Raw genomic sequence first — 15,861 nt, forward strand, 5'->3', positions numbered from 1 at the left:
GCAGGTCAACACTGGCGCCGTCGTCCGAACCCACAGGAGAGGAACACCCCCCATGAACCTGCTCGTGCAACCGAGGCGTCGCAGAAGCGGCCCCCTCACGCTGTTCGTCAGGAGCGCCTGGGCCGTCGCGCTGGCCGCTCTCGCCGCCATGATGCTGCCGGGCACCGCCCACGCCGGCACGGTCGTCACGACCAACCAGGAGGGCACCAACAACGGCTACTACTACTCGTTCTGGACCGACAGCCAGGGCACCGTCTCCATGGACATGGGGTCCGGGGGCCAGTACAGCACCTCGTGGCGCAACACCGGCAACTTCGTCGCCGGCAAGGGCTGGAGCAACGGCGGACGCCGGACCGTGCAGTACTCGGGCACCTTCAACCCGTCCGGCAACGCGTACCTGGCCCTGTACGGGTGGACGTCGAACCCGCTCGTCGAGTACTACATCGTCGACAACTGGGGCACCTACCGGCCCACGGGCGAGCACAAGGGCACCGTGACCACCGACGGCGGCACCTACGACATCTACAAGACGACCCGCTACAACGCGCCCTCCGTCGAAGGCACCCGGACCTTCGACCAGTACTGGAGCGTGCGGCAGTCCAAGCGGACCGGGGGCACCATCACCACCGGCAACCACTTCGACGCCTGGGCGCGGGCCGGAATGCCGCTGGGCGACTTCAGCTACTACATGATCATGGCCACCGAGGGCTACCAGAGCAGCGGCAGTTCCAACATCACGGTCGGAAGCACCGGCTCCGGCGGTGGTGGCGGGGGCGGTGGCGGCGGTGGGTGCACCGCGACGGTGTCCGCCGGGGAGAAGTGGGGGGACCGGTACAACCTCAACGTGTCCGTCAGCGGGGCCAGTGACTGGACGGTGACGATGAACGTGCCGTCCCCGGCGAAGGTCATGTCCACCTGGAACATCGACGCCGCATACCCCAGTTCCCAGGTGCTGACCGCCCGCCCCAACGGCAACGGGAACAACTGGGGCGCCACCATCCAGGCCAACGGCAACTGGACCTGGCCGTCGGTCTCCTGCAGTGCCGGCTGACACGGCCGGGGAAGAGAAAGGAGGACTCACTCCGATGCGCACGCGATCTCGTCCGGCTTGGCGTTCGCTGGTCACCGCCGTCTTTGCCGCCGCGCTGGCCGCCGCCGGGACCGTCGCCGCCGACGCCGCGCCCGCGCGGGCCGCCGCCTGCGACGGCTACGTCGGGCTCACCTTCGACGACGGCCCGTCCGGCAACACCCGGGCCCTGCTGAACGCGCTCAGGCAGAACGGGCTGCGGGCCACCATGTTCAACCAGGGCCAGTACGCGGCCCAGAACCCTTCCCTGGTCCGGGCCCAGGTCGACGCCGGCATGTGGGTCGCCAATCACAGCTACACCCATCCGCACATGACGCAGCTGAGTCAGGCGCAGATGGAGTCGGAGATCTCCCGGACCCAGCAGGCCATCGCCGCCGCGGGCGGTGGCACGCCGAAGCTCTTCCGTCCGCCGTACGGCGAGACCAACGCCACGCTGCGGTCGGTCGAGGCCCGGTACGGGCTGACCGAGGTGATCTGGGACGTCGACTCGCAGGACTGGAACAACGCCAGTACCGACGCGATCGTGCAGGCCGTCTCCCGGGCGGGCGACGGCCAGGTCGTCCTCATGCACGACTGGCCCGCCAACACCCTCGCGGCGATCCCGCGCATCGCGCGGACCCTGGCGGCCAAGGGGCTGTGCGCCGGCATGATCTCGCCGCAGACCGGACGTGCCGTCGCCCCCGACGGGGGCGGCAACGACGGGGGCGGCAACGACGGTGGCGGTGGAGGCGGTGGCGGTGGTTGTACCGCCGTCCTGTCCGCCGGGCAGCGGTGGGGGGACCGGTACAACCTCAACGTCTCCGTGAGCGGCGCCAGTGACTGGACCGTGACGATGAACGTGCCGTCCCCGGCCCGGGTCATGTCGACCTGGAACGTCAACGCCAGTTACCCCAGCGCCCAGGTGCTGACCGCCAAGTCCAACGGCAGCGGCGACACCTGGGGCGCCACCATTCAGGCCAACGGCAACTGGACCTGGCCGACGGTCCCCTGCAGTACGGGCTGAGCCCGGTCAGACGGGCCCGGGACGCCGCTCCCGGGCCCGGCACCTCACCTACCAGGCGGCAGCGACCGCTCAGCCACCCGCGTCAGATGCCCCTCGAACACCGCCCGTGTGTCAGGCGTCAGCGTGCGCAGTGCCACCAGTGCCGTGATCACGACGTCGCACAGCTCCGCCTCGACGTCGTCCCACGTGTGGGTGACGCCCTTGCGCGGGTTCTGGCCGGTCGCGCCGATCACCGCCTCGGAGACCTCGCCGACCTCCTCGGACAGCTTCAGCATCCGCAGCAGCAGGCCCTCCCTGCCGCTCACGGGCTGATCCGCCTCCAGCCACTTCCACAGGGCGTCGATGGTGGTCCACAGGTCGGTGGGGGCGGAGACACGGGTGCCGTGGTCGTTGTCGGTCATGGCGGGGAGCCTGCCACGTGACGGGGAGCGAGTGGTACGTCAGTCGAACAGGGGCTCCTGCTCGCCCTCCGCCGCCTTCCGTACCCGCTTGTTCCGGGCCCCGACGACCGCCACCGCGGCCGCCGCCGTCGCCGCGAGCGCGGCCGGGACCATCCAGTTCCGGTTGACCGCGTGGCCGAGGGCGTGGTCCAGGGAGTAGCGGCCCGGGCCCGAGACCGCGAGGCCCGCCGCCGTCAGGCCGAGGGAGACCGCGTACTCGTAGCCGCCGGCCTGGGCGAAGAAGCCGTTGGGGGCGTGCACCGCCGCGGCGCCCGCCATCGCGCCGGCCGCCGCCGCGCCCGCGGCCGGGGTGGCCAGGCCCAGTGCCAGCAGCGTTCCGCCGCCGGCCTCCGCGAGGCCCGCCGCGGTGGCGCTGGCCCGGCCGGGCGCGTAGCCCATGGCCTCCATGGCCTGGCCGGTTCCCTCGATGCCGCCACCGCCGAACCAGCCGAGCAGCTTCTGCGCGCCGTGGGCGGCCAGGACGCCGCCGGTGCCCAGCCGGAGCAGCAGCAGGCCCACATCACGCCGGTCATAACAGTTCACGTCGTCGACTCCCTCGCGGACGGTGGATCGGCACCTCACTCGCCATCCACCGTCGCCCGCCGCTGTCGCGCGGACCTTTTGCGGACGCCGTTCGGGTGAAGCGGAGGGAGGTCCGGCGGGCGAGCGGGCCCACGGTCGGGTGGCGGGGTGTCGTGGGCGGTGTGACTCTGGCCGGCATGACGATTCAGACCACGCGACTGAGCGACCCGGCCGTCCGCGCCTTCGTCGCCGCCGTCAACGCCCACGACCGTGACGCCTTCCTCGCGACCCTCGCCCCGGACGCCACCATGGCCGACGACGGGGACGACCGGGACCTCGCCCAGTGGATCGACCAGGAGATCTTCTCCTCCAACGGGCACCTGGAGGTCGACAACGAGTCGAACGGCGGTCGCGCCCTCATCGCCCGCTACCGCAACGACACCTGGGGCGAGATGCGTACGCGGTGGAGCTTCACCGTGGACGGTGACGGCCGGATCGCGCGGTTCGAGACCGGTCAGGCCTGAGCAGGCACGAAAACACGGCAGCCGTGCCGCCTGCCGGCCCCCCAGCCGGTGCGGCGGCACGGCTGCCGCCTCCCCCCTCGGTGTGGCTCGCCGAGCTTCGTGGAAGTACTGGCTTCCATGTGTGAAGCTCTGGTGAAGGAGAGTTGAGCATAAGTCCGCCACCGGCCGCAATACTGCGGACTTCGATATTCCGGTTGTGTGGATCTCAGCCGCGGCCCACGTACGGCATCGCCGTCGCCATGACCGTCGCGAACTGCACGTTCGCCTCCAGCGGCAGCTCGGCCATGTGCCGCACCGTGCGCGCCACGTCGGCGACGTCCATCACCGGCTCGGGCGCAGTCTGACCGTTGGCCTGGAGCGCGCCGGTCTGCATGCCCGCCGTCATGTCGGTCGCCGCGTTGCCGATGTCGATCTGGCCGACCGCGATGCCGTAGGGCCTGCCGTCCAGGGACAGCGACTTGGTCAGGCCGGTCAGCGCGTGCTTGGTCGCCGTGTACGCCACCGAGTGCGGGCGCGGGGTGTGCGCCGAGATCGAGCCGTTGTTGATGATCCGGCCGCCCTGCGGCTCCTGTTCCTTCATCTGTCGGTACGCCGCCTGCGCGCACAGGAACGCGCCGTTGAGGTTGGTGTCCACCACGTGCCGCCACGCCTCGTAGGGCAGCTCCTCGACCGGCACCCCGCCGGGGCCGAACGTCCCCGCGTTGTTGAACAGCAGGTCGAGCCGGCCGAAGCGGTCGCGTACGGCGGCGAACAGGGCGGCCACGTCTTCGGGGCGTGACACGTCGGCGCGCACGGGGAGCGCCGTCCCGGCACCCGCAGGGGCCAGTGCGGCCGTTTCCTCCAGCGTCTCCACGCGTCGGCCGGCCAGGGCCACCGACCAGCCGGCCGCGAGCAGTTCGACGGCGACCGCCCGGCCGATGCCGGAGCCGGCCCCCGTGACGAGGGCTACCTTCTGTGCGCCGGTGTTCTCCTCGGCGCCGGTTCTCACGGTGTTCATGAGTCGGCAGCGTACGCGTGGCCGATCATGCGGAACTCATCCGTCCGACATGGGTCGGTCATGTCCGCGCCAAGCCGGGGTCGTCCCCGGCCATTCGAATGCCCCTTGCAACCACCGCAAGGGGAGGAACGGATGACACCCGCGAACCACCAGACCCGGACCGACGGGCCCGCGCACGCCCCCGAACTCCGCGCCGCCGCCCGGCAGCTGGGCCGCCGCCGCTTCCTGACCGTCACCGGCGCCGCCGCGGCGCTCGCCTTCTCCGTCAACCTGCCGGCCGCCGGCACCGCGAGCGCCGCCGAGCTCGACGCGGCGCGGCTCACCGACGATCCCTTCACCCTCGGCGTCGCCTCCGGCGACCCGCAGCTCGACTCCGTCCTGCTGTGGACGCGCCTGGCCCCCGTCCCGTACCAGGCCGACAGCGGACTGCCCGCGAAACGGATCGACGTGAACTGGGAGTTGGCGCTCGACGAACGCTTCCGCCGCGTGGTCAGACGGGGCCGGGCCACCGCGCACCCCGAGTTCCACCACGCCGTGCACGTCGAGGTCGACCACCTCGCCCCCGGCCACGTCTACTACTACCGCTTCCGCGCCGGGCGGTACGTCAGCCCGGCCGGCCGCACCCGCACCGCGCCCGCCCGGCACAGCCGGGCCTCCGACCTCACCTTCGGCCTGGTCTCCTGCCAGCGCTACGACCAGGGCCACTACACCGCGTACAAGCACCTGGCACAGGAGGACGTGGACGTCGTCTTCCACCTCGGCGACTACCTCTACGAGTACGCCGTCAACTCCGGCGCGGGCTCCCGCGCCTACCCCGCGGGCACCCTGCCGGACCTCTTCGACCGCGAGACGGTGACGCTGGACGACTACCGCCTGCGGTACGCCCTCTACAAGTCCGACCCCGACCTGAGGGCCGCGCACGCCGCGCACCCCTTCGTCGTCACCTGGGACGACCACGAGACCGAGAACAACTACGCCGGTGAGACACCCGAGAACAGCGTGCCGCCGGAGGAGTTCCTGATCCGGCGGGCCGCCGCCTACCGGGCGTACTGGGAGAACATGCCGCTGCGCCGGCCGCAGCTCCCCGACGGGGCGGACCTGAGGCTGTACCGCCGCCTGCACTGGGGCCGGCTCGCCCAGTTCGACGTGCTCGACACCCGCCAGTACCGCTCCAACCAGGCCTACGGCGACGGCTGGCAGTTCCCCGGACCCGAGTCGGAGGACCCCGGCCGCACGATGACCGGCGGCGCCCAGGAACGCTGGCTGATCAACGGCTGGCACCGGTCGAACGCCCTGTGGAACGTGGTGCCCCAGCAGGTCACCTTCTCGCAGCGGTTCAACTCGACCAGCAGCCCGTCCAAGGTCTCCATGGACTCCTGGGACGGCTACCCGGCCTCCCGCGAGCGGGTGCTGGCCGGCGCGCAGGCCGCCGGCGTCCAGAACCTGATGGTCCTCACCGGCGACGTGCACGTCCACTACGGCTTCGACATCAAGCGCGACTTCGACGACCCCGGCTCCCGGACCCTGGGCACCGAGATCGTCACCACCTCCGTCACCAGCGGACGCGACGGCTCCGCGAAGCCGTCCAACTGGGACACCCTCATGGCCGCCAACCCGCACCTGAAGTTCTACAGCGGGCTGCGCGGCTACACGACCGTCTCGCTCGGCCGCGAGCTGGCGCGCGCCGACTTCAAGACGGTCTCCCACGTCACCACCGAGGGGGCGCCGCTCACGACCGCCGCGTCCTTCGTGACGGAGTTGGGGGAGCAGGGGCTCAAGCCGGCGTGACCTCGCGGCCGGCGGCCGGCTCGTCGCTCTCCTCGCCCGGACCGCTCTCCTCGCCGGGGTAGCGGACGCCGACGCGGTCCCGGATCGCGTCGAGCGTCCGCATCACGGCCAGCGTGCCGTCCAGCGGCACCAGCGGCGACTCGGTCTCACCGGCCCGCAGGGCCCGCATCACCTCCCGGGCCTCGTGCTTGAGGCTGGCCCGGGGCCCGTCGGCCGGGTCGGCCCGGAACTCCTCGGGCTCCTTGCCGTCGCGGTGCAGCACGAAGTGGTCCGGGAAGAAGAAGCCGTACGGCACGTCGACGCGGCCCCCGGACCCGGTGACCGAGGCGGAGTTGGGCGTGCCGCCGGTGATGGAGCAGTGCAGGGAGGCCAGCGCGCCGCTGTCGTAGGAGAGCAGCGCGCCCGTCTGGAGGTCCACGCCCTCCTCCGAGAGGACCGCCCGCGCGGCGACGTCCGACGGCTCGCCGAGCAGCAACTGCGCGAACGACACCGGGTACACGCCCAGGTCGAGCAGCGCGCCGCCGCCCTGCGCGGGGTCGCGCAGCCGGTGGGTGGGAGGGAAGGGACCCGCGAGCCCGAAGTCCGCCTGGACGCTGCGGACCTCGCCGATCGCGCCGTCGTCGACCAGCGCCTTCAGCCGCCGCACCAGCGGGTTGCAGTACATCCACATCGCTTCCATCAGGAAGCGGCCGTTCGCGCGGGCGAGCGCGACCAGTTCCGCCGCCTCGCGCGCGTTCAGCGTGAACGGTTTCTCGCACAGCACGTTGCGGCCCGCCTCCAGGCACATCCCGGCTGCCCTGCGGTGCGCGGAGTGCGGGGTGGCGACGTACACCACGTCCACGTCCTCGTCCCGGGCGAGGGTCTCCCAGTCGCCGTACGCCCGCGGTATCCCGAACCGCTCCGCGAACGCCTTCGCCGACGCCTCGGTCCGTGAGGCCACCGCCACGACCTCCGCGTCCGGCAGATCGACCAGATCCGCCGTGAACGTCGCCGCCATCCCACCGGTCGCCAGAATCCCCCAGCGCACCTTCTGCCCGGTCACCGCTGACACCCTGCCCCACCCTCGCTCAGGTCGTTCGACTCGTTCGAGTCTGTTGGTTCTGTGTTCGTTCAAGACCGTACGAGCTGAGAGCATAGGTGCCGGATCTGTCGAAGAGGGAGGGGCACATGCCCGAGCGCGGGCCGTCCATACCGCACACACCGCCGCAACCGACCACCACCCCACAAACGAACACGCCGCACGCCGGCGACGTCGGGGACGTCCGCGGGGACGTCCGCGGTGCCCGCCGCGCCGGGCTGCTCGTCACGCTGCTCCTCGGCGGGCTGACCGCGACGCCGCCGCTGGCGATGGACATGTACCTCCCCGCGCTCCCGGAGGTCACCCGGGCCCTGAGCGCGCCCGCCGCCACCGTGCAGCTCACGCTCACCGCCTGCCTGGCCGGCATGGCACTCGGGCAGCTCGTGGTCGGGCCGATGAGCGACAAATGGGGGAGGCGGCGTCCACTGCTGACCGGCCTCGCCGTCTACGTCGTCGCCACCGCGCTGTGCGCGCTCGCGCCCACCGTGGAACTGCTGGTCGCCTTCCGGCTGGCGCAGGGCCTCGCGGGGGCCGCCGCGATCGTCATCGCCCGGGCCGTCGTACGCGACCTCTACGACGGTGTGGCCATGGCCCGCTTCTTCTCCACCCTCATGCTGATCTCCGGGGTCGCGCCCGTCGTCGCGCCGCTCATCGGCGGGCAGATCCTGCGGGTGACGGACTGGCGGGGCGTCTTCGTCGTGCTCACGGTGGTGGGGGTGGCGCTGGGCGTCGTCGTGTGGGCCAAGCTGCCCGAGACGCTGCCGGAGGGGGAGCGGCACGAGGGCGGGGTCGGCGACACGCTGCGCGCCATGCGGGGGCTGCTCGCCGACCGGGCCTTCACCGGGTACATGCTCGCCGGCGGATTCGCCTTCGCCTCGCTGTTCGCGTACATCTCCGCGTCGCCGTTCGTCATCCAGGAGATCTACGGGGCCTCGCCGCAGACGTTCAGCCTGCTGTTCGGGCTCAACTCGATCGGGCTGGTCGTGGTCGGGCAGATCAACGGGAAGGTCCTGGTCGGACGGGTGCGGCTGGACCGGGTACTGGTCCTCGGCCTCCTCATCGTCATCGCCGCCGCGACCGCGCTGCTGCTGATGTCCCTCGGCGTCTTCGGCGAGGTCGGGCTCGTGCCGGTCGCCGCCGCGCTGTTCGTGCTGATGTCGGCGATGGGCATCAGCCTGCCCAACACCCAGGCGCTCGCGCTGATGCGGGTGAAGAAGTCGGCCGGCTCCGCCTCGGCGCTGCTCGGCACGTCGTCCTTCCTCATCGGCGCCGTCGCCTCGCCGCTGGTCGGGATCGCGGGGGAGGACACTGCCCTGCCGATGGCCGTGGTGCAGCTCGTCGCGGCGGTGGTGGCGCTCGCCTTCTTCGCCGGGATGTGCCGTCGTCCTCCGGAGGGAGAAGAGAGCTGAGCACCCCGAGACTGCGTCACGGCACCCCGGAGCGGGCCGGGCTCGACCCCGAGCAGCTCCGCCGTGTCGTGGAAGAGGTGCACGGCCTTGTCGTCGGGGAGCGGCCCTGGGCGGCGGGCGCCGTCGTCGCGGTGGGGCGCGGGCCCGTGCTCGCCGTGGAGGAGGCGGCGGGGTGGGCCGTGCGCTACTCGGCCTACGACGCGCGCGCCGACGCGGGCGTGGAGCTGGCCGAGGGGGCGCGGGTGCCGATGACTGTCGGTACGCCGTTCGATCTGGCCTCCCTGACGAAGGTGTTCAGCGCCGTCGCCGCCGTGCAGCAGATCGAGCGGGGCACGCTCGGCATCGACGCGGAAGTCGGGGGGTACCTGCCGGACTTCCGGGCGGCGGCGGTGCACGGGATCACGGTGCGGCAGCTGCTCACGCACACGTCGGGGCTGCGGCCCGAGCTGCCGCTGTACGACTGCGCCGACGGGGAGGAGCGGCTGCGGAGGCTGCGGGCGGAGCCGCCGGTGGGGGTGCCGGGGACGTACTGCTACTCCGACCTGAACATGCTGCTCCTCCAGCACGTCCTGGAGCGCATCACCGGGCGGACGCTCGACGTCCTCGTCCGCGACGGGATCACCCGGCCGCTGGGCATGACGGCGACGCGGTTCGGGCCGTGCCCGGGGGCGGCGGCCACGGAGGACCAGCGGCGGCCTTGGGCCAAGGCGGACCGGGGGATGCTGCGGGGGGTCGTGCACGACGAGAACGCGTGGGCGCTTGGCGGGGTGGCGGGCCATGCGGGGCTGTTCTCGACGGCGCGGGACCTGGCGGTGTTCTGCCGGGCGCTGCTGGCGGGGGGCTCGTACGGGCCGGCGCGGATCCTCGGGCCGGACTTCGTGGAGCTGCTGCTGACCGGGCCGGGGCTGGGGTTCGCCCTCGACCAGCCGTGGTTCATGGGGGAGCTGGCGGGGCGGGGGGCGGCCGGGCACACCGGGTTCACGGGGACGATGCTGGTCCTCGACCGGGCGACGGACACGTTCGCGATCCTGCTGGCCAACACGGTCCACCCGCGGCGGCGGACGCCGGACAACGGGCCTCGGGCGGGGGTGGGGACTCGGGTGGCTCGGGCCGTACGGGTTGCCTCCGGCGGTTGAGCGGGGTGTCTGGTCGGTGGGGGTGCGGGTAGCGCGGCTGGTTCGGTGGTGGGTCGGGGCCGCGCCGGGAGCTGCGGGCCCCGTCCCGCCCAGCTGCGGGCAGTCGTGCCGCTGGGGCGGCACGGGTGGGCGCAGGCGGCACCCCGTCAGCGCCGGGCCGCGCACCCACCCCCGACGCCCACACTCACGCCGGGCACCCCGTCAGCGCCGGGCCGCGCACCCACCCCCGACGCCCACACTCACGCCGGGCACCCCGTCAGCGCCGGGCTGCGCACCCACCCTCCCCACGCCCCCGCGCCGCAGGCGACCCGCCCCATACAATGCACCGAGTGAACGACCCCGCCGAAACCCTGCGTGCCGCCCTCGCCGAGCTGGTCGACGGGCTGCCGCCCCGCCAGGCCGCGCAGGCCGTGGAGCGGCTGATCGCCAACTACCGCGGGGCCACCCCGACCGACGCCCCGATCCTGCGCGACCGCGCGGACGTCGTCGCCTACGCCGCCTACCGCATGCCCGCCACCTTCGCCGCCGTACGCTCCGCGCTCGCGGCGTTCGCGGACGCCGTGCCCGGGTGGGTGCCCGGCAGCCACGTCGACGTGGGCGGCGGGACCGGCGCCGCGACCTGGGCCGTCAGCGACACCTGGCCCGGCGCCCGCCCGGTGACCGTGCTCGACTGGGCCGAGCCCGCGCTCGCCCTCGGCCGGGAGATCGCCGGTGCCCTCCCGGAGCTGGACGGCGTCCGCTGGCAGCGCGCCCGCATCGGAGCGGCGCTCGACGTGGCGGGCACCGACCTCGTCACCGTTTCCTACGTGCTCAACGAGCTGACCGGCCCCGACCGCGCCGCCCTCGTCGACGCCGCCGCCTCGGCCGCGCAGGCCGTCGTGCTCGTGGAGGCCGGTACGCCGGACGGGTACGCCCGGGTCATCGAGGCCCGCGACCGGCTGATCGCCGCCGGGTTCCGGGTCGCCGCGCCCTGCCCGCACAGCGCCGCCTGCCCGATCGTGCCCGGCACGGACTGGTGCCACTTCGCGGCGCGGGTCAGCCGGTCCAGCCTGCACCGGCAGGTCAAGGGCGGCTCGCTCGCCCACGAGGACGAGAAGTTCAGCTATGTCGCGGCCGCCCGGTTCCCCGTCGAGCCCGCGCCGTCCCGGGTGGTCCGGCGTCCGCAGATCCGCAAGGGACAGGTGCTGCTCGACCTGTGCGAGCCCGACGAGCAGTTGCGCCGGCGGACGGTCACCAAGCGCCACGGTGACCTGTACAAGGCCGCCCGGGACGCTGACTGGGGCGATCCCTGGCCGTCGGGGGAGGTCAACTCGCCCGGCCAGTAGGGTTCCTGAGGGGAGGAGGGCGTATGGCAGTACCGAGCGTCGGGCGTCGGGAGACCGTCCTCCGTGCCGTCTCCGCCGCGCTCGCGGCGATGCGGCAGCTCACCGGGGGGCTCGGTACGGCGCTGCTCGCGTTCTTCCTGCTGGGCGCCATCGCCCTCAACGCCGTGGCCTGTCTGGTGGGTGCGGGGCTGTTGACGGCTCCGGTCGTGCTGCGCGCGCTGCACGCCCTGGCCGGGCGGGAGCGGGAACGGCTGGGGCGCTGGGGCGGCGAGGTCGTCGCCCCGGACCCGCCGCCGACCGGGCTGCGTCCCGCCCTGGCCGACCCGGTCACCCGGCGTGAGCTGCGCTGGCTGGCCCGGCACGGCACCCTGGGGCTGTTGTTGGGCCTGCTGGGGGTTCTGCTGCCGCTCTGTGCCGTCCGGGACACCACCTTCCCGCTGTGGTGGCGGCTCGGGCCCGGGGACGCCACGACCACGTCCGTGGGCATCGGCACCGCACATTCCTGGCCGGACGCCCTCGCGGCGGCGCTGCTGGGGGTGGGCTGGGTCGCGATCCTGCTCGGGCTGGGTCCGGGGCTGGCGCGGACGCAGGCGGGTCCGGGGCGGCGGCTGCTGGCGGCGGGGCCGGACGTGGACCTGTCGTTGCGGGTGGCGGAGCTGACGGCGACGCGGGCGGCGGCGCTGGACGCGCATGCGACGGAGCTGCGGCGGATCGAGCGGTCGTTGCACGACGGTGCGCAGAACCGGCTGGTTTCGGTGACGGTGCTGTTGGGTGCGGCGCGTCGGATGGCGGGGCGGGACCCGGCGGGGGCCGACGAGTTGCTGGAGCGGGCGCAGTCGGCGGCGGAGCAGGCGTTGGCGGAGCTGCGCGGGGTGGCGCGCGGGATCCTGCCGCCGGTGCTGGCGGACCGGGGCCTGGCGGGGGCGCTGTCGGGGCTGGCGGCGGACTGTGCGGTGCCGTGCCGGGTCGAGGCGGAGGTGCCGGGGCGGTGTGCGGCGTCGGTGGAGGCGACGGCGTACTTCGTGGTGGCGGAGGCGCTGACGAACATCGCGAAGCACAGCGGGGCCCGGCGGGCGTCCGTGACCGTGCGCGGGGGCGGCGGGCGGCTGCGGGTCCTGGTCGAGGACGACGGGCGCGGCGGTGCGGACGAGGGCGGTGGTTCGGGGCTGACGGGCATCCGGCGCCGGGTCGCGGCCCATGACGGTTCTCTCCGCCTGGCCAGCCCGCCGGGCGGACCTACGACTCTGGAAGTGGACCTGCCCTGTGGAACATGAAGCGGCCCTGCGGATCGTGATCGCCGAGGACGACCCACTGCTGCGCGAGGGGCTCGCCCTGCTGCTGCGCGCGGAGGGCCTGGACGTCGTGGCGACCGCGGACACCGCCGAGTCGGTGCTCGACGCCATCGACGAGCACGAGCCCGACGTGGCCGTCCTGGACGTACGGATGCCGCCCACGCACACCGACGAGGGCGTCCGCGCGGCCGTCGAGGCCCGGCGCCGGCGGCCCTCGACGGCCGTCCTGGTGCTGTCCGCGTACGTCGAGCAGTCCTTCGCCACCGACCTGCTGACCGGCGGGGTGGGCGGCCTCGGTTACCTGCTCAAGGAAAGGGTGGGACGGGTCGAGGAGTTCATGGACGCGCTGCGCCGGGTCGCGGCCGGGGGGACCGCCATCGACCCGGAGGTCGTCGCCCAGCTGTTCACCCGGACCCGGCAGGACACCCGGCTGGAGCGGCTGAGCCCGCGTGAGCGGGAGGTGCTCGCCCTCATGGCCGAGGGCCTGGGCAACGGGGCGATCGCCGCGCGGCTCGTCGTCACCGACGGCGCGGTCCACAAGCACATCCGCAGCATCTTCGCCAAGCTCGACCTGTCCCCGGCCGACCGGGTCGACCGGCGGGTGGCGGCCGTCCTGCACTACCTGGAGAACGCGCGCGCCCAGCCCCGCGGCTCGTCATGAGGGTTTCCCGGCGGTCGCCTTCCCCGTTCGGCGAGACGTACCGTCTTGTCAGCCTGGTAGCTTTGAGCCATGGCCGCCCAGAAACCCACCCACGCCCCGACTCCCGCTCCCGACAAGCCGCACCCCGACGTCAGCCGCCGCAGCCAGCGCTCCCGCCGGGCCATCTACGACGCGGCCCTCGCGCTGGTCGCCGAGGTCGGCTACCCGAGGACCACCATCGAGGGCATCGCGGCCCGCGCCGGCGTCGGCAAGCAGACGATCTACCGCTGGTGGTCCTCCAAGGCGGACGTCCTGCTGGAGGCGTTCCTCGACCTCGGCGACCGGGCCGTGCAGGAGGCGGGGGAGCAGGGCGTCGGCATCCCGGACACCGGCGACCTCGCCGCCGACCTCAAGAGCGTGCTGCGCGCCACCGTCGACGAACTGCGCGACCCCGGCTTCGAGGCCCCCTACCGTGCCCTCGCCGCGGAGGGCGTGGTCAACGAGCAGCTCGGGCGGACGTTCCTGACCGAGCTCCTGGACCCGTCGCTCCAGCTGTTCGTCGACCGGCTGCGCGCGGCCCAGGACGCCGGCCACGTCCGTGCGGACCTCGACCCGCGCATCGCGCTCGAACTCTTCGTCTCGCCGCTCGCCCAGCGCTGGCTCCAGCGCACGGCCCCGATCTCCCACGAGTACACCGACACGCTCGTCGACTACGCCCTCCACGGGCTCGCCCCGCGCTGACCGAATAATTCCGGCCAATCAGCCTGACCAGGGAAGTTTGTCCCTTCCCGACCCCGAAGCGCGCAATGGTGCGACGATAGGGCATGCTGGAGCGCACGACGGCGAGGCGAGGAGATTGATGAGCGCGGAGTTCGGCGGTCGGAGCGGTCTGCAGGGCAAACTCTCCTCGTGGCTGCGCGGACGCCGCCCCAAGGAGGCCGCCGGTGACGGTGGCCGGGAGGGTCTGCTGCTCGCCGCCGCCGGTGCGGGACTGCCGCTGGCGCCCGCCGCGCACCCGGCCGGATACCGCTGCTCCTGCGAGCGCGTCGGCTGCCCCACTCCCGCCCGGCACCCGGTGTCCTTCGCCTGGCAGACGCAGTCCACGACCGACCGCGCGCAGATCGAGCGCTGGGCCCGCCACCAGCCGGAGGCCAACTTCATCACCGCGACCGGCATGGTGCACGACGTACTGGACGTGCCCCTTCAGGCCGGTCGTGAGGCGCTGGAGAGGCTGCTCGACGCCGGTGTCGAGGTCGGTCCGGTCGCCGAGAGCGACGACGGCCGCATGCTGCTGTTCACCCTCACCCGGGGCACCCCCGAGGACGAGGACGAGTGGTGGCCCTGCGAGCTGGACTGCCACCCCGAGACGATGGACGAGCACCCGGGCCTGCGCTGGCACTGCCGCGGCTCCTACGTGCTCGTACCGCCCGCCCGGCTGCCCGGCGAGGACCGTACGGTGCACTGGGTGCGCGGCCCCGAGCACCCGCTGCCGGACCCGCTGACCCTGCTGGAGATCCTCACCGACGCCTGCGCCCGGTACGCCGGCGCGGACGGCGACCACGCGGGTGCCGTCTGGCCCCTGCGCCGCTGACCGCCGCCCGGGGCTACTCGCCCTTCGCCGACGTCAGGCCCTGGACCCGGCCCACGACCGACACCGGTCCGTCCGCCGGGTCGAGCGCCAGCTGGTTGGAGACGAACTCCATCGTCAGCGACTGCTTGATCTCGCCGTCCGTCAGCGCCAGCACGTCCTTGTTCGGCGTCGGCACGGCCGCGCCCCGCGCCGCCGTCTGCTTCTCGTAGTGGCGGGAGGTGAAGAACACCGCCGCCCCGCCGTCCTTCGTGCGCAGCGCCAGCGGCGCGTAGTCGCCGTTCGTCAACGGCTCGTCGATGTACTGGGTGGCCAGTCCGGGGCGCGTCGACCGCTTCTGACGCAACTCGCGCCAGGAACTGGTGTGGACTCCCTCGGCGAAGGCCTCGCCGCCGTCCTTCAGATACGTCGTGTAGCCCTTGCTCAGGTCGGCGGGGGGTATCGCCACGTCCGTGGAGTTCGCGGGGACGGCCTCGGCCCAGCCGTCCGCGTCGGTCTTGAACTCCGGCACCTTGTCCGGGGCGACCAGCGTCAGGTACGCCGCCTGCCAGGTCTCGTCCAGGCCGTGCTTGGTGAACACCAGCAGCCAGCGTGCCTCGCCGCCCTTGTTGCCCTTGGCGTCCGCGACGAACCAGCGCGGCCAGCCCGCCTTCTCCGGGATGGTGAACTCGGCGTCCGTCAGCTCCAGCGGAGCGTGCGACGGGTTGCCGTCCGGGTGGTTGGCCCGGCCCGCCTTCAGCCGCGCCGAGTCGATGGCGGCGAGGGCGCCCGTGGTGTGCTCGGCGTCCAGGGAGGCGTCGTACGCCTTGTCGGCCGCGTTGTACGCGGAGGTGAACTGCTGGAGCGCCTTCGCGGCCTCGGCCCGGGTGGCCGACGGCAGCACCTCGCGCTCACCGTGCACCACCACGCATCCGCTCGCCGTCAACGACAAAGCGGTCGCCGAGGCGGCCACCAGCGCGTGCTTGCCAAGCCTGCGGGGCCTACGAGGGCCGCGATCCCTGCTCATCAGGTTCCTTCACCTTCCCCTTCCCG

16 protein-coding genes are annotated in these 15,861 nt (G+C 73.2%); 11 read left to right on the plus strand and 5 right to left on the minus strand.

Translation table 11 applies throughout. The annotated features are described in order from the left end of the window. Positions 1–52 precede the first annotated feature (52 nt). The gene (locus KUM03_RS27710; protein WP_217252466.1) at positions 53–1,051 is read left to right on the plus strand and encodes a glycoside hydrolase family 11 protein; all 999 of its coding nucleotides are present in this window, start codon (positions 53–55) and stop codon (positions 1,049–1,051) included. A gap of 34 nt (positions 1,052–1,085) precedes the next feature. After that, complete coding sequence (locus KUM03_RS27715) at positions 1,086–2,090, plus strand: polysaccharide deacetylase family protein (protein ID WP_217252469.1); 1,005 nt, start codon at positions 1,086–1,088, stop codon at positions 2,088–2,090. Between the two features lie 44 nt (positions 2,091–2,134). On the opposite strand, the gene KUM03_RS27720 is transcribed toward KUM03_RS27715, so the two are convergent. Continuing rightward, entirely contained in the window at positions 2,135–2,491 is a 357-nt protein-coding gene (locus KUM03_RS27720) for a MazG-like family protein (RefSeq protein ID WP_217252471.1), read from the minus strand. A gap of 39 nt (positions 2,492–2,530) precedes the next feature. Then, the gene (locus KUM03_RS27725; RefSeq protein ID WP_217252475.1) at positions 2,531–3,073 is read right to left on the minus strand and encodes a DoxX family protein; all 543 of its coding nucleotides are present in this window, start codon (positions 3,071–3,073) and stop codon (positions 2,531–2,533) included. A gap of 176 nt (positions 3,074–3,249) precedes the next feature. Between KUM03_RS27725 and KUM03_RS27730 the strand changes: the two genes are divergently transcribed. Next, a complete protein-coding gene (locus KUM03_RS27730) occupies positions 3,250–3,576 on the plus strand; it encodes a nuclear transport factor 2 family protein (RefSeq protein WP_100049558.1) in 327 nt (108 codons plus the stop codon). 205 nt (positions 3,577–3,781) lie between these two features. Here the strand turns inward: KUM03_RS27730 and KUM03_RS27735 are convergent, their stop codons facing one another. After that, complete coding sequence (locus tag KUM03_RS27735; protein ID WP_217252477.1) at positions 3,782–4,573, minus strand: SDR family oxidoreductase; 792 nt, start codon at positions 4,571–4,573, stop codon at positions 3,782–3,784. Positions 4,574–4,705: 132 nt separating this feature from the next. Between KUM03_RS27735 and KUM03_RS27740 the strand changes: the two genes are divergently transcribed. Beyond that, the gene (locus KUM03_RS27740) at positions 4,706–6,361 is read left to right on the plus strand and encodes an alkaline phosphatase (RefSeq protein ID WP_217252480.1); all 1,656 of its coding nucleotides are present in this window, start codon (positions 4,706–4,708) and stop codon (positions 6,359–6,361) included. On the opposite strand, the gene KUM03_RS27745 is transcribed toward KUM03_RS27740, so the two are convergent. After that, on the minus strand, positions 6,348–7,403 hold the full coding sequence (locus tag KUM03_RS27745) for a Gfo/Idh/MocA family protein (RefSeq protein WP_217252483.1): 1,056 nt from the start codon (positions 7,401–7,403) through the stop codon (positions 6,348–6,350). The genes KUM03_RS27740 and KUM03_RS27745 overlap by 14 nt on opposite strands. 125 nt (positions 7,404–7,528) lie before the next feature. Between KUM03_RS27745 and KUM03_RS27750 the strand changes: the two genes are divergently transcribed. The 7 genes from KUM03_RS27750 to KUM03_RS27780 all read left to right on the plus strand — a co-directional run bounded on the left by KUM03_RS27750 (position 7,529) and on the right by KUM03_RS27780 (position 14,832). Further along, on the plus strand, positions 7,529–8,848 hold the full coding sequence (locus KUM03_RS27750) for a multidrug effflux MFS transporter (protein ID WP_217252485.1): 1,320 nt from the start codon (positions 7,529–7,531) through the stop codon (positions 8,846–8,848). Continuing rightward, positions 8,815–9,984, plus strand: coding sequence for a serine hydrolase (locus KUM03_RS27755; RefSeq protein ID WP_217252487.1), 1,170 nt, complete (start codon positions 8,815–8,817; stop codon positions 9,982–9,984). The genes KUM03_RS27750 and KUM03_RS27755 overlap by 34 nt, the downstream gene beginning before the upstream one ends. Before the next feature lie 320 nt (positions 9,985–10,304). Next, positions 10,305–11,309 (plus strand): small ribosomal subunit Rsm22 family protein, encoded by a 1,005-nt coding sequence (locus KUM03_RS27760; protein WP_374225398.1) that lies wholly within the window; start codon positions 10,305–10,307, stop codon positions 11,307–11,309. A 23-nt stretch (positions 11,310–11,332) separates the two neighbouring features. After that, positions 11,333–12,583 carry a sensor histidine kinase gene (locus KUM03_RS27765; RefSeq protein WP_217252491.1) on the plus strand — a complete coding sequence of 417 codons (1,251 nt, stop codon included), beginning with the start codon at positions 11,333–11,335 and terminating at the stop codon, positions 12,581–12,583. 7 nt (positions 12,584–12,590) lie between these two features. Further along, positions 12,591–13,262, plus strand: a complete 672-nt coding sequence (locus tag KUM03_RS27770) for a response regulator transcription factor (RefSeq protein ID WP_217253039.1) — start codon at positions 12,591–12,593, stop codon at positions 13,260–13,262. A 69-nt stretch (positions 13,263–13,331) separates the two neighbouring features. After that, positions 13,332–13,982 carry a TetR/AcrR family transcriptional regulator gene (locus tag KUM03_RS27775; protein ID WP_217252494.1) on the plus strand — a complete coding sequence of 217 codons (651 nt, stop codon included), beginning with the start codon at positions 13,332–13,334 and terminating at the stop codon, positions 13,980–13,982. Positions 13,983–14,100: 118 nt separating this feature from the next. Further along, the gene (locus KUM03_RS27780; protein ID WP_217252496.1) at positions 14,101–14,832 is read left to right on the plus strand and encodes a bifunctional DNA primase/polymerase; all 732 of its coding nucleotides are present in this window, start codon (positions 14,101–14,103) and stop codon (positions 14,830–14,832) included. A 13-nt stretch (positions 14,833–14,845) separates the two neighbouring features. Here the strand turns inward: KUM03_RS27780 and KUM03_RS27785 are convergent, their stop codons facing one another. Further along, a complete protein-coding gene (locus KUM03_RS27785) occupies positions 14,846–15,835 on the minus strand; it encodes a hypothetical protein (protein ID WP_217252498.1) in 990 nt (329 codons plus the stop codon). Positions 15,836–15,861: the final 26 nt, after the last annotated feature.

It is taken from the genome of Streptomyces sp. AC602_WCS936 (genome assembly GCF_019049125.1).
In the GTDB taxonomy this organism is placed as follows: Bacteria; Actinomycetota; Actinomycetes; order Streptomycetales; family Streptomycetaceae; genus Streptomyces.

Bases quoted from the DNA above. Each gene is read 5' to 3' on its own strand.
- KUM03_RS27710 (WP_217252466.1), top strand. From the start codon at position 53: ATGAACCTGCTCGTGCAACCGAGGCGTCGCAGAAGCGGCCCCCTCACG.
- KUM03_RS27715 (WP_217252469.1), top strand. From the start codon at position 1,086: ATGCGCACGCGATCTCGTCCGGCTTGGCGTTCGCTGGTCACCGCCGTC.
- KUM03_RS27720 (WP_217252471.1), bottom strand. From the start codon at position 2,491: ATGACCGACAACGACCACGGCACCCGTGTCTCCGCCCCCACCGACCTG.
- KUM03_RS27730 (WP_100049558.1), top strand. From the start codon at position 3,250: ATGACGATTCAGACCACGCGACTGAGCGACCCGGCCGTCCGCGCCTTC.
- KUM03_RS27735 (WP_217252477.1), bottom strand. From the start codon at position 4,573: ATGAACACCGTGAGAACCGGCGCCGAGGAGAACACCGGCGCACAGAAG.
- KUM03_RS27740 (WP_217252480.1), top strand. From the start codon at position 4,706: ATGACACCCGCGAACCACCAGACCCGGACCGACGGGCCCGCGCACGCC.
- KUM03_RS27750 (WP_217252485.1), top strand. From the start codon at position 7,529: ATGCCCGAGCGCGGGCCGTCCATACCGCACACACCGCCGCAACCGACC.
- KUM03_RS27760 (WP_374225398.1), top strand. From the start codon at position 10,305: ATGCACCGAGTGAACGACCCCGCCGAAACCCTGCGTGCCGCCCTCGCC.
- KUM03_RS27765 (WP_217252491.1), top strand. From the start codon at position 11,333: ATGGCAGTACCGAGCGTCGGGCGTCGGGAGACCGTCCTCCGTGCCGTC.
- KUM03_RS27775 (WP_217252494.1), top strand. From the start codon at position 13,332: ATGGCCGCCCAGAAACCCACCCACGCCCCGACTCCCGCTCCCGACAAG.
- KUM03_RS27780 (WP_217252496.1), top strand. From the start codon at position 14,101: ATGAGCGCGGAGTTCGGCGGTCGGAGCGGTCTGCAGGGCAAACTCTCC.
- KUM03_RS27785 (WP_217252498.1), bottom strand. From the start codon at position 15,835: ATGAGCAGGGATCGCGGCCCTCGTAGGCCCCGCAGGCTTGGCAAGCAC.